The sequence below is a fragment of the Streptosporangium sp. G12 genome, from assembly GCF_052983175.1.
The window spans coordinates 423,389-443,048 of sequence record NZ_JBRIQO010000002.1 but is presented as its reverse complement, the minus strand read 5'-3'; the positions used below and the strand labels follow the sequence as shown (position 1 = coordinate 443,048).

Here is a 19,660-nt window from a genome sequence, read left to right as displayed (position 1 = left end):
TCGGCCACCAGGACACGCTGTACGCCGACACCCGCGGCCTGGCCACCTTCGCCCGGCAGTACTACCGCCGCTGCCACGTCTTCCGGCTGCGGGCACGGGCCGCGCCAAGGTCTTCCACGCCGAAACCCGGCTTCACCATGAACCACGACACAGAACCGACCGGGCCGTGCGGCGGATATCCGCTCGCAGCCAGGCCCCCATCCCCATCCAGCCGACCGGATACCCATGAGCAGTTGTTTCGCCGTGTACGAGCGAGCACGCGAGTCTTTTCCCGAACAGGCCTGCGTGACCCGGGTCAGGGCCGGCGACTCCGACCCGGCTTTCGCCGCTGCTCCTTGGGAGGTCAGGCAAGGGCCTGACGGTAGGGGACGAGGGCCGCGAGCCATGCGTCCAGGGCGCCGGATTCCTGCCACAGTTCGTACAGCTCGTTGTCGTCGGGGCGGGTCGCGCGGTCGATGGTGACCCTGGCGAGGTCGCGGAGTTCGGCGGACGGTTCGAAGGGATTGTGCTCCAGCCAACGGGCGGCGACGGCGTCCGGCTCGGTGCCGATCACGCGGGCGCCGACCAGACAGGCCACCGCCACGGCCCCGCTCATCTCCGGCCCCTCCACGTAGCCGTCCTCGTCGAGGACCTCCCGCATCGCCACGGCGAGCCGGCGCGCCGTGCTCCTGTCGCCTTCGAGGTCGGCCAGACTGTCGAGAGCCCCGTCGTTGTCGAACGGCCCCATGCCCCACGCGCCCATACCGGTCTCCCGCCTGCCCTTTTGATCGGTCGATCGGATCATAGGGACCGCCTGCGACATTTCAGTTCCGGTCGGCCTGTACCCGCAGGATCCAGCCGATCCGCCTCGATCCGGCGACCGCCTTCTCCTGCCTGTGGATGTCCCTGCGACGCGTGCTGAACAGAGGTTGCGAGGTGCATCTCGCCGCGCGTAGCGAGCGTGCGCTGACCGCCGTCCTTGCTCAGGCGCCCGGTGACATCCCGGAACGGCTCGGCCGCCGCCACCACGCCCGAAATCCGTCCGACCACTTGCGAGCCGAGCTGTAGAGGGTGGTGTCGTGCGCTCTACAGGCCGAACATGTTCGGGTCTGCCGCAAGCTCCTTGAGGTGCTGCCGCGGATCGGCGACCAGTCCCCGCGCCTTCAGGTCCATCAGGCCCACGACCAAATCGACCTCGGCCGCGACCGTGCCGTCGATCTTGCGGATCGTCTGCCGGACCCGGATCGTCTTGCCCTCGCCCCATTCGAAGCCGGACGTCACCTCGATATCGTCGCCCGCGAGCAGTTCTCGCCGGTAGCGGATCGTGGTTTCCAGAACGACGGGACCGATGCCTCTGCTGATGAGCTCGGCCTGACGGACGCCCCCAGCTTGGAGCATCGACCAGCGGGCATGCTCGGCGTAACTCAGATACGCGGCCTGGTTGAGATGGCCCTGCGCGTCGGTCTCGTAGCCACGGACGGTCAAGGGCACGAAGAACGCTTCACTCACGGTATTTCCTTGCATTTTTCGATTCGTAGTCCGGAGCGAACGTTCATCGCTCCGGAACCGGGCGGTGACCGCGATCCAGCGGATTCCGTCGACGTTGATTCAGTGGATTCCATCGACGCTGACGCCAACATTAGGGCACCCGACTTTATTTCAAGTTTAAATCGACTGAATCGCGGCGGCTATTCCATGTGAGAGTGTGTCGTGGACGCGGATCGGGTGGCGTTCCGGCAGGTCGGCCGCTTGATCGAGCAACACGCGCACGGCGGCGACCGTTGCCGGGCGCGTTCGGCACGTGGTCGATTCGGCGGTGGTCGGGCCGTTTGCCGCCTGGGCCGCGCGAAACCTGAGCAGCGTTGCGTCCGGCGCGGAAGAAAGGCCGGCGTCTGGTTGGCATGTTGCGGCGTGGTGGCCGGTGATCCGTCGGAGAAAGGCCCGGGTTCACGCGCGGATGCGGTGCGCAATCGCGAGCGGATCATTGACGCCGCCCGGGCAGACGGGCCGAGTGGTCCGTGTCCGCCCGGGCGGCGTGTGGCTGGGGTTGTCAGCGGTTCGTCGCGCGGGCGACCTTGTCGATGAGGTCGGCGACGGCATGGGACTTGGAGACGTGGACAGCATGGGAGGCCTTGACCTCCACGCTGTGCGACTTCGCCCGCTTGGCCATGAAGCGGCCGGCCTCGCCGGGGATGGCGAGATCGCGCTCGGCGTAGATGAACCAGGAGGGAATTGTCTTCCAGGCCGGCTCGCCGGACGGCTCCTCCAGGGCGTTGCTGTTGACGGGGCGCTGGCCGGCGGCGTCCAAGGCCGCCTGCTCGGTCGGCAGGTCGGCGCAGAAGTGCTCGTGGTAGGCGTCTGTTCGGTTTTTTCCGCAAGTACAGTGAGAAGGCCGTCCAGACGCGGAGTAACTTTCTTGATCCCGTGAATCATGCGTGGCGATCATGGGACGGCCATCTGATCAGGTGTGGCACGTGGTGATCTGAGCGGCGGAGGGTTTGCTGTGCCGGCGACCTCGCCAAGGGCACAGCCAGTGAGTGACGCCCAGTGGCCGGATCAGTGGCAGGCCACCAACGCGGTCCGCTGGATGAAACGCACCGGCTCACCGTGGCGGGACCCGTCGGAACGGCCAACCACCCACGGAGACCGCCTGCCATCGATTCACCCAGGGGGGCGGAACGGCGAATGACCGAGATGGAAAGTCGAGCCGGCTGGGCCGAACCAGCAGCAGGGACAGCACCTCGCACTCGTTGTGACTGTTCGCGACCATTCCGCATGCGCCACTGTGTTGAATCGATTCAGGACAAGCATGCAGAGGTCCGTTCGTGACCGGGATGGCCGGCGGCGTTCCGCGCTTGCGGTTCGAGATTCTGGGGCCGGTCCGGGTCCGGCGCCGCGGCGATGAGCTTGACCTGGGCCCGCGCCAGCAACGTTTGATCCTGGCATTGCTACTGGCTCGGGCCGGTCAGCCCGTGGGAACCGAGGATCTGGTCACGCTGCTGTGGAGGGATCGGCCACCGGCCAGCGCCGTCAACATAGTGCACCGTTATATAGGAGGCCTGCGACGTCTCTTCGAGCCGGATATACGACCTCGGGCCGCAGGGCAGTGGCTGGCTTCCGACGCCGGCGGCTACCGCATGACGGTGGATGCGAAAAACCTGGATCTGCTGGCGTTTCGGAGTCTGGCAGAACAGGCGCGCGTGGCGGCTGGTACGGGCAAGCCGGACGCGGCGATGACAGCGTATGTCGAAGCCCTGGGACTGTGGCGTGGGCCGTGCGCGGGTGCGCCCGAGCAGTTCACGGCGTTCAGCGCGGTGGATTACGAATACGCCGACCTGGCTCGTGAGGCCGCCGATCTAGCACTTCGCTCGAACGGCGCACGGTCCATACTCAGCACACTGCGGCGTGTCGCAGAACAGCACCCCTTCGATGAGTCCATACAGGCCAGGCTGTTGCTGGCGCTGTCCGCGGTCGGACAGCAAGCCGAGGCGATCGCCCTCTATCAACGGCTCCGCCGCGGACTCGCCGAGGAGCTCGGGATCGATCCCGGCGACGAGCTTCGAGAGGCTTACCAAAAAGTACTGCGGCAGCAGGACTCGACCACGCCGGTGGAAAAGGTGGAGGTCACTCGGTCACCCGGCCACTACCGGCAGACCCTCCACGACGAAAACCAGGACCCGACCCCCAGGATCGCCGCCAAACCGCAGAACCGTCCGGACCGACCGGCGAACGCGATACACATCGTCATCAGCGGCGACGACATCGGCACCAACGGACACGTCCGCAGCTCGAAGTATCTCGACTACGCGGTGCACGCCCGATGGGCGGCGCTGGCACAGGCCGGGTTGTCGATCAAGGAACTGACGGCGGCCGGCCTGGGACCGGTGGAGCTGGACGTGTCGATCAGGTACTTCCACGAGCTCGTGCTCGGCGATGAGATCGACGTCGAGACCCGCTACGAATACCCGTCACCGAAGATCGTCCGGCTCGTCCAGTCGCTGGTCCGTCACTCTGACGGGGTCTTGGCCGCCGAGGTGACCAGCGTGACCGGTCTGATGGACCTGCGGGAACGCAAGCTGGTCGAGAACGCCGCCGACGTATGGGCGAAGTTTCTGCGAGATCTGTCCGCTGTCGACCTTCCCGACTCCCTGGAAGGCCGGGTGCGCGACTCGATGTCACCGGAGGCCAGGTAGAAGATCACGCAGGCCGCTGAGGGTGATGGCGATCGGTCAGCGTCACCCACCTACCCGACGGGCTCACCGGTGAAGTCCTGGGCGGAGCGGCCCGTCCACCGGGGCATGGCGACCGCGTTCGTCTCCTCGGTGACGGCGGCGTAGCCGTACCGGTGGCGGCGCGACAGGACGCTCTCGTTGACATGGGGGAATTCCTGCGGGCGGTCGTCGATCGTCCGCCGGCGCATCGTCCCCGCCCCCGGGTCGATCGTCCAGCGTTCCAGCACACCTAGCCCAGGCGCCGCAGCGCGGTCACGGCCGACCTGGCCGCCTCGAGGCCCGCCTGTCGCAAGGCGTCGTCGGAGACGGTCCGCAGATTGGCGTAGTGCAGGTCCGCCACCAGGTTGCCGAGTCTGAAGGTGATCACGATCATGCGGACCCGTCCCTCGGCGTTGGCCGCGTTCCAGGAGAACGCCTCGTCCCCCACGTCCGTGAGCGTGCGGGGAGCGGAGCGGGTCATGCGTTGCCCGTCCTCGATCCCGATCTCGTACCAGATCCACTCCATGTCGCGGGTGCCGTGGATCTGCCGCCGCTCCAGGGCGGCGAAGAGCTCGTGCGCGGACCCGGGGTTCAGCGACCACGGGTCCGGGGTGTCGGAGCCGGTGAGGGCGGTCAGTTCCACCCCCGCTCCGCGGATCGTCCACTCGCAGCCGTTCTCGGACGCGCGCCCGCCGGCCGGAGCGCCGAGAAACCTGGTGACCTGTTCCGGTGACAGCGCCTTGCAGAGGTTCACGGCCTTTTCGAACACCGGTGACACCGGTCTGGCCGCCGGTAAGGGCTCTCTCGTGACCAGAATGGCGGCCGCGGCGGAGACCACGGCCGCCGCCACGGCCAGCAGGACCGTCGGGGTCCACCGGCGCGACCGGCGGCCGATCGTCTGGGGCGCGGTGACGCGTGGTGACTCACCGTCCGCGATCTGCCGCAGCAGCCCCAGCGCGATCTCGGCGTCCGGGCGCGCCTCGGGCTCGCGAGCCATCAGCCACTGCAGGAGTGAGGTCAGCGGACCGGCGACCCGCGGCGGGCGGGGGTCCTGGGTGAGCGTCGCCCGGATCACGTCCGCGGGAGAGCCGTCGTAGGGCGGGACACCCTCCAGCGCGACGAAGAGGGTCGCCCCCAGCGACCACAGGTCCGAGGCGGGACCGCCGTTCTCGCCGGCCAGGCGCTCCGGGGCGATGAACCCGGGCGTCCCGATGACCTGGCTCGCGCCGGTCGGCGTGGGCCGGTCCGGGAAACGGGCGATGCCGAAGTCGGTGAGGACGACGCGGCCGTCGTTGGTCAGGAACACGTTGCCGGGCTTGACGTCACGATGCTGCACGTCGTACGCGTGCGCGGCGACCAGCGCCTCCAGCAGGAAGGCTCCGATCGAGGCCACCTGGAGGGGGAGCCGCGGGCCGCGGGCCGCCAGCTCCTCGGCGAGGTTACGGCCGTGCAGCCGTTCCATGACGATCCACGGCCTGCCGTCCTCCACCAGCACGTCGTGTACGGCGACGATCGCCGGGTGACGCAGCCGCGCCATGACCTCGGCCTCCCGCACGACCCCGGCCACCAGCTCGGCGCGGCTCCGCTCGTCGCCGCCCTCCGGGATCCTCACCTCCTTGACGGCTACCTCACGGTCGAGCATCTCGTCCCTGGCCAGCCACACGGTGCCCATTCCGCCGTGGCCGAGCGGGCGAAGGAGAAGATAGCGAAGAGCCAGCTTCGCCCCCATCGAGTCGGCCATATTCCAACAATAGGCAATTATCCTGCGTCAATCGAACTCGAATGCGACGAGGCGGTACCGAAACCCCTGCCGCGACGCCCTCGCGTCGCGTTCACGAAGTATCACGGTCACGAAGTATCGCGTTCATGAATCGAAGAATGGGCAGCCAGGCGCGTCACGCACCTCGAAGGACGTGGCCGGCGCGAAGGTCTCACGGGCGTCACGGCGAGGAAGAACTTTTTGTTTTCGGCCAGCCTGTGATCAATTTCGGCCATCGAATGAAACCTGATGGTCATGCCGATCGACGCGATCGAGCCGGTGCTGTACCTGCTCCTCGGGCACGGGTGGCGTTTGCGGATCTCGGTCTTGGCGCCGGCCTTGGCGCCGTCCTCGACTCCCGGGCCGTGACGCCGGGAAACCCCGGATACCATTCGAGGGCGCGTCCGGGTAAAAGCGCACACTTCCCCCGCCAGCTTGCAAAGGCCATTCCTTTTCCCCTTTCTCCTATCTTCAAACGTGACACCGAAATCGGTGTCCATTCACGGGGAAAAGGATTTTGACCCGTCCGCCGGCCGATGCCCCCGACGCCATCCGGCACCTCCAGGAGGGACACACCCGGGGAAAGGCCGTCATCACCGTCCGAGCCGGGATGAGGCGGGCGCCGGATCCGACCATGCCTCTCCTCACCGCCGGTGCCGGTAGTGGTGGACGATCAGGGCGGCGACGCACGCGAGAGTGGCCAGTCCGAACCCGACGCCGGCGAGGACGTTGTCACCGACGGACGAGAACACCATGTTGAGAACCGCGCTGATCATCAGCAGAAACCACAGCACGGGACGCACCATCCCGGCCCGGGCGCCGGTGGGCCGTACCGGACGTGGCGCCTCGGAGGCCTGCAGAACGTGGTGGGAATCGGTCACGGTACGCTCCTCGCTCGATGAACTCGACAGATCGTCTGTCGCACCTCGACGCTACGAACGATCACCGCCGGCGGCGATCCCGCCCACGGGACAGCCGAGGTACAGCAGGCTGTACTCCTTGGCCGGCGATCTGACGATGCTCCGGATGGTGCCCTATCGTCTGGTCCAGGAGGTTCGTCTGGTCCAGGAGGTGCGGATGCCGGCCCCTGACCCCGCGACCGGCCGGAAGCCGGAACGTCGATGGGACGTGTTCGCCCGCGCCCGCACCACCCTGGACGCGTTCGAACACCTCGTCGGCGGGCTCGGCACCACCGTCCTGGCGCTGGTCGCGCTCCTCCTGGTGGCCGCCACCGCACTCGCCTGCCTCGTCGGCGTGGGCCTGCTCCTGGTGCCCGCCACGCTGCGCGCGCTGCGTGCCGTCGCCGACCGGGAACGCGCACGCCTCTCCCGCTGGGGCCCGGAGATCATCGGCCCGGAGCCGGTGCCGCCCGGCCTGCGTGCCGCCCTCACCGCTCCGACCACCCGCCGGGAGCTGGGCTGGGTGATCGTCCACGCCACCCTCGGGCTGTTCCTCAGCCTGGCCGGTCTCACGGTGTCCTTCAGCGCGGTGACCAACACCACCTTCCCGCTGTGGTGGCGGCTGCTGCCTCCGGAGGAGGCGTCCAGCTCCGCCATGGGGCTCTGGACCGTGCGGGACCTGCCCAGCGCCCTCGGGGTCGGCCTGCTCGGCCTGGGATGGATCGTCCTCGCCCTCCTCCTCACCCCGGGTATGGCGCGGCTGCAGGCGTGGCCCGGCCGGCGCCTCCTGCCGGCCGACCCCGGCACCGACCTCGCGCTGCGGGTCGCGCAGCTCACCGCGACCCGCGCCGCCGCGCTGGACGCGCACGCCGCCGAGCTGCGGCGGATCGAACGGTCGCTGCACGACGGGACCCAGAACCGCATCGTCGCCGTCACCATCCTGCTCGGCGCGGCCCGTCGTACGCTGGCACGCGACCCGTCCGACGCCGATGCCATCCTCGAACGCGCGCAGAGCGCCGCCGAGCAGGCGCTCGCCGAGCTTCGCGCGGTCGCCCGCAGCATCCTGCCTCCGGTGCTGACCGACCGGAGCCTCGCCGACGCCCTCACCGGCCTGGCCACGACCTGCCCGGTCCCCTGCCGGATCGACGCCGACATTCCCGTCCGGTGCGCCGCCTCCGTCGAGGCCACGGCCTACTTCGTGGCGGCCGAGGCGCTCACCAACATCGCCAGGCACAGCCATGCCCGGACCGCCACCGTCAAGGTCCGCCGCGACGCCGACCGGCTCCACCTCCAGATCACCGACGACGGCCACGGCGGGGCGGACCAGCGCAGCGGGTCGGGGCTCGTCGGCATCCGCCGCCGTACCGAAGCACACGACGGGACATTCATGCTGAACAGCCCTCCCGGTGGACCCACCACCCTCACGGTGAGCCTGCCATGCGGATCGTGATCGCCGAGGACGACCCGCTCCTGCGTGAGGGCCTCGCGCTGCTGCTGCGCGCCGAGGCACTCGACGTCGTGGCCACCGCCGGCGACCCCGACGGCTTCCTGGCCGCCGTCGACGCCCACAGGCCGGACGTCGCCATCGTCGACGTCCGGATGCCGCCGACCCACACCGACGAGGGGATCGTCGCGGCCGTCGAGGCGAGGCGGCGCCGTCCGGACCTGGCCGTGCTCGTGCTGTCCGCCTACGTCGAGCAGGCCTTCGCCACCGAACTGCTCGCCCAGGGCAGCGCCCGCCTCGGATACCTCCTCAAGGAGCGGGTCGGGCGCGTCCAGGAGTTCCTGAACGCGCTGCACCGGGTGGCGACCGGAGGTACGGCCATCGACCCCGACGTCGTCGCGCAACTCCTCACCCGCACCCGGCCCGACACGCGGCTGGACCGCCTCAGCCCTCGCGAGCGCGACGTGCTGGCCCTGATGGCCGAGGGGCTGGGCAACACCGCCATCGCCGAACGGCTGTTCGTCACCGACGGCGCCGTCCACAAGCACATCCGCAGCATCTTCGCCAAGCTCGACCTGCCGCCCACCGACCGGGCGGACCGGCGCGTCACCGCCGTCCTGCACTACCTCGAGGACGTCCACCGCCGCGCCTGACCCGTCCCCTGGATGCCCGGACGCCCGGTGCCACATGATCGGGGGCGGTGCCGGGGCGCCTCGTCGCGCTTGCGCCGCTCCTCGGCCTTCCATTCCGGCATCTCGCGTCCCTCCACGTCACCGCGGCCCCCGTCCTCACCGAGCCCGCCGGAGACGTCCGATGAGATTCCCCAGCCGCCTTCTGGGCGCCCCCCTGGTCTACACCGCCTTGCTGTGGGCGGGGTTCTACGTGCTGATCGTCCTGATCACGGTCGGCGTGACGATGTTCGGAACACTCGACGTCAGCGTGTGGGAGGCCGCCACGCAGCTCCCCCGCTGGCTCGTCCTGTTCGTCGGTGTCTCCTTGATGAGGGAGTTCCTCCCGCTCTACATCGCGCACGGACAGACCCGCAGGCAGTTCGGCGCGCAGGCCGCGGTGACCGTCGCGCTGTACGCGCCGGCGTTCTCCGCCCTGATCACCCTCGGCTACCTGCTGGAAGCCCTCCTGTACAACCTGCTCGACCGGCCGCAGACTCTGATCAGCGTCCACCTGTTCTCCTCGCCGGCACAGGTGCCGCTGATCTTCGCCGAGTACCTCGTTCAGGGCCTGGCCTGGGTCGTCGCGGGAGCCCTCATGGGGGCGGCGTTCTACCGCTGGCAGGCCGGTGGGCTGCTCTCCCTGCCGTTCGGCGTCGCGCTGGTCGCGCTGGGCGAGTCGGCCATCGGCGGGAACCTGAGGCTGCCGTTCTTCGGCTCGATACTGGACTTCGACCTCACGCCGAGCGTCACGACGGCCCTGGGAGCCGGTCTTGCCTGCCTTCTGCTCGGCCTGGCGATGACCTGGCCGCTCATCCGCGACGTCCCGCTTCGCAACAGGGCCTCTTGAGCACGGGCCGCTTCCCGGCGGGGCCCGGTGGCGTGGCACCCGGACCTCTGGCTGAGATGAATGAGGCCCCGTCCAGTGGGCGGGGCCTCCAGGCTTCCATCGGGCAAAACGATATCTACAGGCCATGCATCCCATATTGGACAACCGCATTTCTTATTCGGCATGACGTCCCCGGACAGGTCAAGGTCCCAGGCGATCTCCACGCTGAATGAAAATCGCTCATTCTGGAACTAGAGTGAAATAACTGAAAATAGGGCGAGAGGGGCGGTGGAGGCGATGTCGCCGGGAGCGGGGCCCACGTCGCCGGACTTCACCGGAATCGACCCCGAACTGATGCGGGGTTTCGTCACCGCGCTCGAACGCGGTCGCGATGTGATCGGTGAGCAGTCCGAGCGGATCCGGCAGCTGCTCGCGGCGGCCGAGGTCTCTGCGGCGGGGCTGGGGCCGATCAGGGAGATCGACGGCTGGGTCGGCGACGAGCTCCCGAAGCTGCGCGAACGCCTGGAGACGATCGACCAGGACCTCCCCATGCTGGGAGGGGCGCCCCACATCCCGAAGCAGGGCTCGCTGTGGACCGGCGACCCGCTCCAGGACCCGTTCCAGTGGGGGCTGCTGCCCTACGACGAGAAGACGGGAAAGTCCCCGGCGGGCAACGCCAGGAAGGGCACCGACCTCGCCGCCGAGTTCCGCCGTCTTCCCGAGTCATCCCTCGGCCTGCCCAACGCCGCCTACGACCGGATCCTCGAAAAGCTCGCCGACGGGCGGAAGGACGCCTACCTCACCGCCGGGTTCTTCCGGTCCATCGGCCCCGAGGGCATGCTCAGCATGGTCAGCCGCCTGGAGAGGTACGACAAGAAGGCGGCCGACAAGCACCGCAAGGTCATGGGCGACGCCCTGGCCACGGCGGTCGGCGCGCAACCGGCCCTCCTCGGCTCGGCCTGGCAGGCCGGCAATCTCAAGAAGGCGTCGGACCACGAGCTGACGACCCTGCTCCGGCACGGCATGTTCCCCGCCGCGTGGCTCACCGAGATAGCGCGGAGCAGGGTGGGCAAGCCGGTCGGCGCCGGCGACGGCTCCCGCCCCCGGCGCTGGGAGACCGACCTCGCCCCGCTGCTGCCGACCCTGGCGAACAATCCCGACGTGGCCAGGGGCCTGTTCAACGCCATGTCCCGCGAAGACCTCAGGGACCTGTTCACCGAGCTCAACCGCATGAGAAGCCCCGAAGAGCCCTGGAAGCGGGTGGAGGGCATGGACTTCGACGTCAGCGCGGAGTTCGGCCGGATGCTCGCCGCCGGGGGCGGGGCCTACGAGAAGGGACCGCACAGCCCCGAGGCCGCGAAGTTCGCCTTCAACGTCATGACCATCATGGGAGACCTCAAGGACACCGACGGCACCGCGGACTCTCCGGCCACCCCGATGGAGGTCGCGCCGAAAGTCCGGCCCTTCATGTCGGCGCTGGCCGGCGCCTACGCCGCCGAGATCACCGAGGGCGCGAACATCGGCGACACGAACATGATCGAGGAGAGCGCGCTGAAGCCCTTCACCTCGGCCTTCGGCACCACGTCCGCGTTCACCCTGAGCCCGGAGGACACCTACCGCTTCCTGAAGACCTTCGCCGACTCCCCGGCGAACCTCGCCCCGTTCGACCGGGCGATGGGCGGCTTCTCCCAGAAGCTCATCGCCGGCGCCTCGGAGAAGGCCAGGCGCACCGGGGACGTCGACCACCTGGACCGGGTCTTCACCGCCCTGGGCAACGTACGCGGCTTCGAGCTGGCCGCCGTAGAGAAGGTCCAGGGCAACCTGGACATGATCGACAAGCAGCAGAAGGACACGTTCAACTTCTTCCGCGACGCCACCATCGGGCTGGTGAGCATCTACGCCTCCCCCGTAAAAGCCGCGGATTTCGCCTGGTACGCGCTGAGCACCGGCCTCTCCGGCCACGGCGCCTTCATCGACGAGGACGTGACCCGGATGGACCAGGTAACCAAGGACGAAAGAGCCGCGACCCTGGGCCGTCAGCACACCTACGCGCACATCCTCATGGCCAACGGCTTCGACTTGAAGGTGACGCCCGCCGAGTTCCAGGCCACCTGCCCACCGGGCGTGGCCATCGCCGACGCCAAGGGCAACCTCAAGCCGTTCTCCGAGTTGATCAAACAGGGGAACGAAGGGCTTGAGGCGTTCGAGAAGTGGGCGGTGCTCAACGGGATGGGCAGTAGGGAGAAGACGTCCATAGGGAAACTGTCCGATGACACCGCGAACTGGTTCGAGGGCGGCAACAAGCGAGGTAGAGAACGCAGTCTGGCATTCGACAGTTAGCTCATGAGATCGGCAAGCACTCGGTCTCACCGCTGACCGCATACTGTCCGTTACCTGGTGATTCCAACGTCATCCTTGTCTTGTACCTGTCGTTGGCGAGCTTGAGAGGAGCGTCACCACGATCTTCAATGATGCGATAGTCGGCCACTCCAGAGAGTGAGCCCAATAGGAGAGTATTAAGACTGTCCGCTCTCCGCGTCTCCGCTCCATCTTTACCAGTGGCCGCAAAAGTACGCTTAGCCTTACCTTCCCCGCAGGGAATATCACGTCCACCGGAATCAGTGATTCGGACGTCCAAAGCATGACGTTCCTTCATCAACTCGGTGATGTGGACTTTAAGAGTCTCCCCCGCTTCGGCCGCCGTAGGTCCGCTATCCCCGCATCCGGACACCGTCAGCACCACAGCCGCGCCGATCAGAAAGCCGCTCCATGCAAAACGTGTCATGCATTCCTCCGGGGCTGGCCGAGGTGCCATAGATCCAATAATGTCCAATGGATCGCCCCCTGTATCCGCATCCGAAGAGGGATATATGAATCCTGGTCCGGAAGATCTGGTGCCCAACCCGCGGCGTCAGGTGCTGGAACAGACATTGGCGGAGGTCAGGGCGCGGGTCGCCATCCTCGAGGCCGCACTCGATCCGGCCCACGGCCAGTTCACCGGCCAGTCGGTGTGGGTCGGGCCGAAGGCCAGGACGTTCACCGAAGATCTCACCGCCCGCCGCGCCCGACTGCGCCAGGCGGCCAGGGCACTCGTCGAGGCCCTCGAAGAGGAGATCCGGTCCGCCCCGGCGAAGGTCCCGCCTTCGGTCGCACGGCGTTGACGCGTCAGGTTCGACATCCGGCCGCGAGCCGACATCACCTGCGGGGGACCGGAAGGTTCGATCTTCTTGGCCGAACTTCCATCGTCAGGCCCGCTCCCGAGTGAACTGAGTCAACGGATAGGCTGCCAGGAGATCTCCGCGGGAAATCATGGCGCCTGCCCACCTGGGCACATGCCGTCATCGCACCTTCCGGCGAGGTCGCCACCGTCCTGTCCCCTACCCGGAGACACCATGCCTCCTTCTGCCGACCCGTCCGTCTCCGTCACCCTGGCGGAGATAGCCAGGATCGCCGGTGTCGGGCGCGCGGCCGTCAGCAACTGGCGCCGCCGTCACGACAGCTTCCCCGCACCGGTCGGCGGTACGGACACCAGCCCGCAGTTCGCGCTGTCGCAGGTGGAGGAGTGGCTGAGACGGCAGGGGAAGCTCGACGAGGTCGGCAGCCGGGAACGGCTGTGGCCGGAGTTCGAGGCGCTCGGGGACCGCGACACGATGGGGAGGGCGATCGCCGCGGCCGGTGCCCGGCTCGCCCGGGAGGAGGCGGGGCACACGACGGACACGACACACGCGGGTGGTCCGCCGGACGCCGATGCCGCCGAGGGACTTCCGTACGACACCGGCCTCTCCGACGCCCAGCGGTCCTTGGTGGAGCGCGCGGTCGGCCTGGCGAGGAAACACGGGGCCCGGGAGACCTTCGACTTCCTGCTCGGCCGCTGGCTCGACACGCACGTCCGGCAGATCGGCGTCACGCCGCACCCGCTGGCGGCGCTGATGGCCGAGGTCGCCGAGCTGGCGCGCGACGGCGAGGCCGGTGACGTCGGCACCGTGCTCGACCCCGCGTGCGGCACCGGCGGTCTCCTGCTCGCCGCCGCCCGGCAGTGGGCCGGCACGGTGGACGCGCCCCCCTCGGGTGTCCCGCTGAAACTGCTCGGCCAGGACGTCGATCCGACCCAGGCGGCGCTGGCCGCCGTACGGATCCTGCTCGCCGGCCACTCGCCGGGGCGTGAGACCGTCTGGGAGGTGGACGTCCGGGCCGGGAACACGCTGCGCGCCGATCCCCATTCCGAGGTCCGCGCCGACGTGGTGCTGTGCAACCCGCCGTTCAACGAGCGCGACTGGGGATACGAGGAACTCGCCACCGACGCCCGCTGGACGTACGGCCTGCCTCCCCGCACCGAGCCGGAGCTCGCCTGGACGCAGCACGCGCTGAGCCGTCTGGCGCCCGGCGGGACGGCCGTGCTGCTGCTGCCGCCCGGTGTCGCCTCCCGCAGGGCGGGGCGCCGGGTCCGGGCCGGACTGCTCCGCAGCGGCGTGCTGCGCGCGGTGGTCGCCCTGCCACCGGGGTCCGCGCCCCCGCACAGCGTCGCGCTGCATCTGTGGGTCCTGCGGGCACCGTCCGGGGGCGGAGCGGACGCGGGAGCCGGGGTGCTTCTGGTCGACGCGGCCGACGTCCAGCCGGAGCCGTCGGGAAAGACGCAGCGGACGGGCAGGGCCGCGATCGACTGGCCCCTCCTGCGCAGGCGCGTGGTGTCGGCCGTCCGGGTGATCCAGGTGGGGGACGAGGACGGGAACCGGTCGGCCGATCACGCCGTGGTCCCGGTGATCGACCTCCTGGACGACGAGGTGGACCTCACCCCCGCACGGCACGTCCCGAAGAGGGGGACCTCCGCGAACCTGGGCCTGCGACGCTCGTGGAACCGGTTCGGCGCACTGCTCCACGAGTTGCGGAATCTGACCGCGACCCTGTCCGCACTCGAACTGGGCGACGAGGAGCCGGCGGGCCAGGGCACGGTGACCGTGGGCGACCTGCTCCGGGCGGGCGCGGTGACGATGCGGGCCGGGCAGCAACCGGCGGACGGCGCGGTGCGCACCGGGGACGCCCCCGATGACGCCGTACCCATGCTGACCATCGCCGACGTGCTGGCCGGAGGCAGGCCGTCCGGCTGGCTGCCCTCGCGTGAGGCCTCCGCGGGAGAGACGGCGGGCACCCTCACCGTGACCGTCCCGGAGGAGGTGGTGGTCGTCGGCGCCTACCGGGCGTTCGGCGCCTGGGTCGACACCGGCGCCCCCACGGTGCTGGGCTCGCAGCTGTTCGCCCTGCGGGTGGACCCCACGCTGCTCGACCCGTGGTTCCTGGCCGGTTGCCTGCGCGCCCCGGCCAACGCGAGGCAGGCGGGAACCCACGCCTCGACCTCTTCCCGCATCGACGTCCGCAGGCTGCAGGTGCTGCGGCTGCCCCTCGACGAGCAGCGCCGCCACGGCGAGACCTTCCGGCGGCTCATCGCCTTCGAGCGATCGCTGCGGGAGGCGGGGACGGTCGGCGGGGAGCTGGTCGACGGGCTGACCGACGGCATCGCCGCCGGGAGGCTTCCGGGAAACCGGGCGTGATCTTCGCCGGACGACGCCCCGGACCGGACGCGGTCTCCACCGGACGACATCCGAGAGCGGGCGTGGGCGACCACCTGGCCTTTCGCGACGTCGCCGGCCGGACGCGGGCGACACTCCACGTCCCGCCGACATTTCAAGATTCATAACGGGTATCGGGTCCGGCTTGCGCGATCGAACGTGAACGATGTTCGATGTACCGAGTTCGTCCCTGTCACAGTGGTCCGCACCTGCTGTGCCGACCCTAGGTGGTAGGCATGGATTTTCGGGTTCTCGGCCCGCTGGAGGTTCACCACGACGAGGTCCGCCTGGGGGTGGGCGGTCCACGTCAGCGCGCGGTGCTGGCGCGGCTGCTCGTCGCGGGCGGCACGCTCGTCTCCGTCGACACCCTGGTCGACGATCTGTACGGCGACGCCCCGCCGCCGAGTGTGGTGGCCACCATCCAGGCGTACGTGTCCAACCTGCGCCGGGTCGTCGAGCCGGAACGCCCGCCGCGCACCCCGCCGCGGCTGCTCGTCGGACGGCCGCCCGGCTATCTGCTCGCCACGGCCGACGTCGACGCGGTCCGGTTCACCGAGCTGGTCTCCGGGCCGGAGTCACGTCCCGCCGGTGAGACGCTCGACCGCCTGGAGGAGGCGCTGCGGCTCTGGCGCGGGCTGCCGTACGGCGAGTTCCACGGTGAGCTGTGGGCGGCTCCGGAGGTCAACCGCCTCCGCGAGCTGCGCCTGGTCGCGATGGAGCGGCACGCCCAGGCGCACATGGATCTCGGCCGCCCGCAGGCCGTCATCACCGGCCTGGAGGCCGAGGCGGACGCGAACCCGTTGCGCGAGCGGCTCTGGCACCTGCTGGCCCTGGCCCTGTACCGCACCGGGCGGCAGGCCGACGCGCTGGGCGCGTTGCGCCGGGCCAGGGACCTGTTCGCCGACCGGCTCGGCCTGGATCCGGGCCCCGGCCTGCGGGCGCTGGAGGAGGACATCCTGCGGCAGGACGACCGGCTCCTGCTCCCCTCCGTCCCCGCGGTCCCCGTTTCCGTCGCGGTCTCCCCCGCGAGTCCGGTCCCGCACGGCCGGGATCGGCAGCTCGCCGACCTGGAGAGCCTGCCGGCGTGCGGCGGCCTGGCGATCGCCGCGGTGAGCGGTGAACCCGGCATCGGCAAGACATGGCTGCTCGAAGCCTTCCGGGACCGTTGCGCCGGGTCCGGCCACCTGGTGCTGTGGGGCCGCTGCCCCGAGACCGAGGGCGCCCCGCCGCTCTGGCCGTGGCTGCAGATCCTGCGGGCACTCGCCCGCGTCTGCCCCCCGCCGGATTCCCGGGCCCTGGCCGGGCTGATGGACGACGAGACGCCCGCGGGCTCGACCGAGGCGGCCCGGCTCCGCCGCCACCAGGCCGTCGCCGACTGGGTGACGGCCACCGCGCGGACCCGGCCCACGGTGATCGTGCTGGACGACCTGCAGTGGGCCGACACCGCCTCGCTCGGCATGCTCGGCGACGTGGTCGCGCTCATCGGCGACGCGGAGAAGGGGGCCTCCGTCACGGTGGTGACCGCGTTCCGCGAGGGCGCGGACCTCCTTCCCCTCGACGGCGTGCTGGGCCGGCTCGCCCGCCACGACCTGCTTCGCCTGCGCCTGACGGGCCTCGGCTCCGACACCGTGCGGGCCATCGCCGCGGAGATCGGCGTCGAGGTCGACGAGGACACCGCCCGCGCGTTGACCGAACGTACCGGCGGCAACCCCTTCTTCGTCCGGGAGACCGTGCGGACGCTCGCCCAGGGGGGCACCCTGGACGCGGTACCCGGCGCGGTCGCCGACCTGATCCGGCGGCGGGTGGCCGCGCTCGGCCCGCGGGTCGGTGACGTGCTCGGGACGGCGGCGGTGCTCGGCCGGGACTTCGACCCCGACGTCGTCGCCCAGGCGTGCCGGGAGGAGGTGTACGACCTGCTGGATCGGGCCGCGCACGCCGGGCTGCTGCTCCCGCGCGCCCGGCGCATGGCCTTCGCGCACGACCTGGTCAGGGAGACCCTCCTGGACGACATCCCCCCGCTGCGCAGGGCGAGGATCCACCGGGAGCTGATGACCGCCTTGGCCGCCCGGCCCGCCGTGGACGTGGCCGTCATCGCCCATCACGCGATCGAGGCCGGTCCCGCGGCCTACGGCGAGGCGACCGGGTGGGCCCGCGCCGTGGCCGAACAGGCGTCCCTCCGGCTGGCGTACGAGGAGGCGGCCGTGTGGTGGGGCCGGGCGGTGGAGGCGCACGGCTCCTCCGCCGGTGACCCGCTCGACCACGTCGACCTCCTGTTGCGGCAGGTCCAGGCGCTGCTGAAGGCCGGGGACCCGCTCGGCGCCCGCGAGGCGCGGGCACGGGCCGTCCGCGCCGCCGACCGCGCCACCGGCCGGGGTGGTCCCGCGCTGATCGCACGGGCGCTGACCGCGTTGGACGCCCCGTCGGCCTGGACGCTGCGCAACCCGTACGAGGAGGTGGAGCTGCGATTGGTGCACCGCTTCGAGATGGCCCTGCGGTCGCTGCCCGAGGGGGACGGTTCCGAGCGGGCGCTGCTGCTCGGCGGGCTCGCGCAGGAGCTCTACGACGGGAGCGACGACCCGCGCTGCGACTCCTTCTCCGCCGAGGCCGTCGAGATGGCCCGCAGGCTGGGGGACCCGCACCTGCTGATGCGGACGCTCAACGCCCGCCAGCTCTCGCTGCCCCAGGCGGCCCATCCCCACGAGCTGGTGGAGATCGCCACCGAGTTGATCGATCTGGCGTCGCGGACCCGGATGCCGGAGTACGAGCTGCTCGGGTGGCTCCTGCTCACCCACCACAGGCTGCAGCTGTTCGACGTGGCCGGCGCGGACGAGGCCGCCCTCCGCTGCGACGCCATGCTGGAGCGGCTGCCGCTGCCCTGGCCGCGATTCCAGCACACCATGTGGCGCGCCAACCGGCTGGTCCTGGCCGAGTGCTTCGACGAGGCCGAGGCGCTGTACCGCGAGGCGGAGCGGCAGGCCGGACGGCTCGGCATGTGGTACGCGGGTGCGGTGGTGGCCACCGGGCGCATCCTGCTGCACTACCGGCGCGGTTCCCTGGCCGACGCCGGACCGCTGATCGACTCGATCACCGGCATCCACGCCACCATGGACCACGACACCCGGATCCTGAGGCTGTGCGCCCAGGGACGTGTCGAGGAGGCCGCGAGAACGGTGAAGAACGGCTGGCCCAGACCGCCGGGCGACTGGTCCTGGCTGACCATGACCTGCCTGCAGAGCGAGGCCCAGGCCGCCGTCGGCGACCTGCCGGCCTGCCGGGCGAGCTACGCGGCGCTGCTGCCGCACGGCGGGAGCGTCGCGGTGGGCTCGGCCATCGCCCTGGCAGGCCCGGTGGACTGGTTCCTGGCCCGGCTCGCCTCCGCGCTGGGCGAGCACGAGACCGCCGTCGAGCATCTCGCGAGCCTGGTCCGGCATGCGGACCGGAACGGCCTCACCGCCTGGCGGGAGCGGGCGACGGCGGCGCTGTCCCACGGGAACGGCGGGAGGCCGAGGTGGGTCCATGTCCACCGGGCACCGCCCGGCGGCCGGGGGACGCCGCTCAGGCGGTGAGCCGCTCGGCGACGAGGTCCACGAAGCGCTCGCGCCGCAGCCCGGCCATGTCCTGGTCCAGCACGAGCGCGCCGCCTTCCCGCCCGGCGGGGTCGTCGAGCTCCCGGACCATGTTGAGGACCTTGTACACGTTGACGATCTGGTAGACGGCGACGATCTCGTAGACGTAGCCCGCCATCGGCGCGTACTGGTAGGTCACCAGGCCGTTCGCCCGATCGGCGGCCGAGGGGGCGGCCCGGAGACCGAACCGTTCGGCCAGCACGTCGCGGGTGATGTTCTGCGCCGCCGTGAAGGCCCGGTCGATCCGGACCCGGTCACCACTGGTCATCTCCCGGCCGAACGAGGCCAGGAACGCCGGGTCCCTCCTCGAGACCGCCGCCACCACCGCCGAGGCGAACTCCTCCTGCCTGGCCGTCACCCCACCGGCCGGACGCACGATCTCCGGGAACCTCTCGGCCACCGGCCCGATCCCCAGGATCAACCCCCGGTAGACGCTCTCCCCGTCATGAACCGAAACCCCCGCCCCGGCCACGGCGACACCCACCGCACCGGCCGCCTGAACCGGCACCGCCACCGCACCGGCCACCATCCCGGCGACCGCGACCGCCAGAACCATCTTCGATACCCGCATCGAACTCCCTCCACGAACGTGAACGATGAATGAAACCCGGTCATGGAACCGGACCGGCCTCCGGCGGTGAACGCGCTCCGCGCCGCCGCCGAGGCCCGCCCGCCCCCGGC

At 70.2% G+C, this 19,660-nt stretch carries 17 protein-coding genes; 9 read left to right on the top strand and 8 right to left on the bottom strand.

Translation table 11 applies throughout. From position 1 onward, the window contains the following. Window positions 1-343: 343 nt before the first annotated feature. Window positions 344-784 (bottom strand): DUF4259 domain-containing protein, encoded by a 441-nt coding sequence (locus ACVCAG_RS05150; protein WP_440081614.1) that lies wholly within the window; start codon window positions 782-784, stop codon window positions 344-346. A 95-nt stretch (window positions 785-879) separates the two neighbouring features. Here ACVCAG_RS05150 and ACVCAG_RS05145 point away from each other — a divergent pair, with 95 nt between their 5' ends. Beyond that, window positions 880-1,047 (top strand): hypothetical protein, encoded by a 168-nt coding sequence (locus ACVCAG_RS05145; RefSeq protein WP_447189530.1) that lies wholly within the window; start codon window positions 880-882, stop codon window positions 1,045-1,047. Window positions 1,048-1,065: 18 nt separating this feature from the next. Here ACVCAG_RS05145 and ACVCAG_RS05140 read toward each other — a convergent pair whose 3' ends face one another. After that, entirely contained in the window at window positions 1,066-1,488 is a 423-nt protein-coding gene (locus ACVCAG_RS05140) for an acyl-CoA thioesterase (RefSeq protein ID WP_447189529.1), read from the bottom strand. Between the two features lie 541 nt (window positions 1,489-2,029). Beyond that, entirely contained in the window at window positions 2,030-2,425 is a 396-nt protein-coding gene (locus ACVCAG_RS05135; RefSeq protein WP_440081617.1) for an alpha/beta fold hydrolase, read from the bottom strand. Between the two features lie 388 nt (window positions 2,426-2,813). Between ACVCAG_RS05135 and ACVCAG_RS05130 the strand changes: the two genes are divergently transcribed. Then, window positions 2,814-4,172, top strand: coding sequence for a BTAD domain-containing putative transcriptional regulator (locus ACVCAG_RS05130; RefSeq protein ID WP_447189534.1), 1,359 nt, complete (start codon window positions 2,814-2,816; stop codon window positions 4,170-4,172). Between the two features lie 50 nt (window positions 4,173-4,222). On the opposite strand, the gene ACVCAG_RS05125 is transcribed toward ACVCAG_RS05130, so the two are convergent. The 3 genes from ACVCAG_RS05125 to ACVCAG_RS05115 form a co-directional block, all read right to left on the bottom strand. After that, window positions 4,223-4,438, bottom strand: coding sequence for a carotenoid oxygenase family protein (locus tag ACVCAG_RS05125; RefSeq protein ID WP_440081619.1), 216 nt, complete (start codon window positions 4,436-4,438; stop codon window positions 4,223-4,225). 2 nt (window positions 4,439-4,440) lie between these two features. Further along, window positions 4,441-5,931 carry a protein kinase domain-containing protein gene (locus ACVCAG_RS05120; RefSeq protein WP_440081621.1) on the bottom strand — a complete coding sequence of 497 codons (1,491 nt, stop codon included), beginning with the start codon at window positions 5,929-5,931 and terminating at the stop codon, window positions 4,441-4,443. A gap of 662 nt (window positions 5,932-6,593) precedes the next feature. Beyond that, window positions 6,594-6,830, bottom strand: coding sequence for a hypothetical protein (locus tag ACVCAG_RS05115; protein WP_440081622.1), 237 nt, complete (start codon window positions 6,828-6,830; stop codon window positions 6,594-6,596). A 145-nt stretch (window positions 6,831-6,975) separates the two neighbouring features. Here ACVCAG_RS05115 and ACVCAG_RS05110 point away from each other — a divergent pair, with 145 nt between their 5' ends. The 4 genes from ACVCAG_RS05110 to ACVCAG_RS05095 all read left to right on the top strand — a co-directional run bounded on the left by ACVCAG_RS05110 (window position 6,976) and on the right by ACVCAG_RS05095 (window position 12,129). Then, window positions 6,976-8,298 (top strand): sensor histidine kinase, encoded by a 1,323-nt coding sequence (locus tag ACVCAG_RS05110; RefSeq protein ID WP_447189528.1) that lies wholly within the window; start codon window positions 6,976-6,978, stop codon window positions 8,296-8,298. Beyond that, on the top strand, window positions 8,286-8,945 hold the full coding sequence (locus tag ACVCAG_RS05105; protein WP_447189527.1) for a response regulator: 660 nt from the start codon (window positions 8,286-8,288) through the stop codon (window positions 8,943-8,945). The genes ACVCAG_RS05110 and ACVCAG_RS05105 overlap by 13 nt, the downstream gene beginning before the upstream one ends. 160 nt (window positions 8,946-9,105) lie before the next feature. Beyond that, window positions 9,106-9,810: a hypothetical protein gene (locus ACVCAG_RS05100; RefSeq protein WP_440081626.1), complete on the top strand. Its 705-nt coding sequence runs from the start codon at window positions 9,106-9,108 to the stop codon at window positions 9,808-9,810. A 276-nt stretch (window positions 9,811-10,086) separates the two neighbouring features. After that, on the top strand, window positions 10,087-12,129 hold the full coding sequence (locus ACVCAG_RS05095) for a hypothetical protein (protein ID WP_447189526.1): 2,043 nt from the start codon (window positions 10,087-10,089) through the stop codon (window positions 12,127-12,129). 1 nt (window position 12,130) lies between these two features. Here the strand turns inward: ACVCAG_RS05095 and ACVCAG_RS05090 are convergent, their stop codons facing one another. Continuing rightward, window positions 12,131-12,574 carry a hypothetical protein gene (locus tag ACVCAG_RS05090; RefSeq protein ID WP_447189525.1) on the bottom strand — a complete coding sequence of 148 codons (444 nt, stop codon included), beginning with the start codon at window positions 12,572-12,574 and terminating at the stop codon, window positions 12,131-12,133. 85 nt (window positions 12,575-12,659) lie between these two features. On the opposite strand from ACVCAG_RS05090, the gene ACVCAG_RS05085 reads away from it, so the two are divergent. The 3 genes from ACVCAG_RS05085 to ACVCAG_RS05075 all read left to right on the top strand — a co-directional run bounded on the left by ACVCAG_RS05085 (window position 12,660) and on the right by ACVCAG_RS05075 (window position 18,919). Continuing rightward, the gene (locus ACVCAG_RS05085; protein ID WP_440081629.1) at window positions 12,660-12,950 is read left to right on the top strand and encodes a hypothetical protein; all 291 of its coding nucleotides are present in this window, start codon (window positions 12,660-12,662) and stop codon (window positions 12,948-12,950) included. A gap of 231 nt (window positions 12,951-13,181) precedes the next feature. Beyond that, window positions 13,182-15,335, top strand: a complete 2,154-nt coding sequence (locus ACVCAG_RS05080; protein WP_447189524.1) for an N-6 DNA methylase — start codon at window positions 13,182-13,184, stop codon at window positions 15,333-15,335. 254 nt (window positions 15,336-15,589) lie between these two features. Beyond that, a complete protein-coding gene (locus tag ACVCAG_RS05075; RefSeq protein WP_447189523.1) occupies window positions 15,590-18,919 on the top strand; it encodes a BTAD domain-containing putative transcriptional regulator in 3,330 nt (1,109 codons plus the stop codon). On the opposite strand, the gene ACVCAG_RS05070 is transcribed toward ACVCAG_RS05075, so the two are convergent. Continuing rightward, window positions 18,909-19,550, bottom strand: a complete 642-nt coding sequence (locus ACVCAG_RS05070) for a hypothetical protein (RefSeq protein ID WP_447189522.1) — start codon at window positions 19,548-19,550, stop codon at window positions 18,909-18,911. The two genes, ACVCAG_RS05075 and ACVCAG_RS05070, sit on opposite strands and share 11 nt — an antisense overlap. Between the last annotated feature and the right edge of the window lie 110 nt (window positions 19,551-19,660).

What these genes read in the sequence shown, in the direction of transcription:
- ACVCAG_RS05150 (WP_440081614.1), bottom strand. Translation starts at nt 784, where the DNA reads ATGATCCGATCGACCGATCAAAAGGGCAGGCGGGAGACCGGTATGGGC.
- ACVCAG_RS05145 (WP_447189530.1), top strand. Translation starts at nt 880, where the DNA reads ATGTCCCTGCGACGCGTGCTGAACAGAGGTTGCGAGGTGCATCTCGCC.
- ACVCAG_RS05135 (WP_440081617.1), bottom strand. Translation starts at nt 2,425, where the DNA reads ATGATCGCCACGCATGATTCACGGGATCAAGAAAGTTACTCCGCGTCT.
- ACVCAG_RS05130 (WP_447189534.1), top strand. Translation starts at nt 2,814, where the DNA reads ATGGCCGGCGGCGTTCCGCGCTTGCGGTTCGAGATTCTGGGGCCGGTC.
- ACVCAG_RS05120 (WP_440081621.1), bottom strand. Translation starts at nt 5,931, where the DNA reads ATGGCCGACTCGATGGGGGCGAAGCTGGCTCTTCGCTATCTTCTCCTT.
- ACVCAG_RS05110 (WP_447189528.1), top strand. Translation starts at nt 6,976, where the DNA reads ATGGTGCCCTATCGTCTGGTCCAGGAGGTTCGTCTGGTCCAGGAGGTG.
- ACVCAG_RS05105 (WP_447189527.1), top strand. Translation starts at nt 8,286, where the DNA reads ATGCGGATCGTGATCGCCGAGGACGACCCGCTCCTGCGTGAGGGCCTC.
- ACVCAG_RS05100 (WP_440081626.1), top strand. Translation starts at nt 9,106, where the DNA reads ATGAGATTCCCCAGCCGCCTTCTGGGCGCCCCCCTGGTCTACACCGCC.
- ACVCAG_RS05095 (WP_447189526.1), top strand. Translation starts at nt 10,087, where the DNA reads ATGTCGCCGGGAGCGGGGCCCACGTCGCCGGACTTCACCGGAATCGAC.
- ACVCAG_RS05090 (WP_447189525.1), bottom strand. Translation starts at nt 12,574, where the DNA reads ATGACACGTTTTGCATGGAGCGGCTTTCTGATCGGCGCGGCTGTGGTG.
- ACVCAG_RS05085 (WP_440081629.1), top strand. Translation starts at nt 12,660, where the DNA reads ATGAATCCTGGTCCGGAAGATCTGGTGCCCAACCCGCGGCGTCAGGTG.
- ACVCAG_RS05080 (WP_447189524.1), top strand. Translation starts at nt 13,182, where the DNA reads ATGCCTCCTTCTGCCGACCCGTCCGTCTCCGTCACCCTGGCGGAGATA.
- ACVCAG_RS05075 (WP_447189523.1), top strand. Translation starts at nt 15,590, where the DNA reads ATGGATTTTCGGGTTCTCGGCCCGCTGGAGGTTCACCACGACGAGGTC.
- ACVCAG_RS05070 (WP_447189522.1), bottom strand. Translation starts at nt 19,550, where the DNA reads ATGCGGGTATCGAAGATGGTTCTGGCGGTCGCGGTCGCCGGGATGGTG.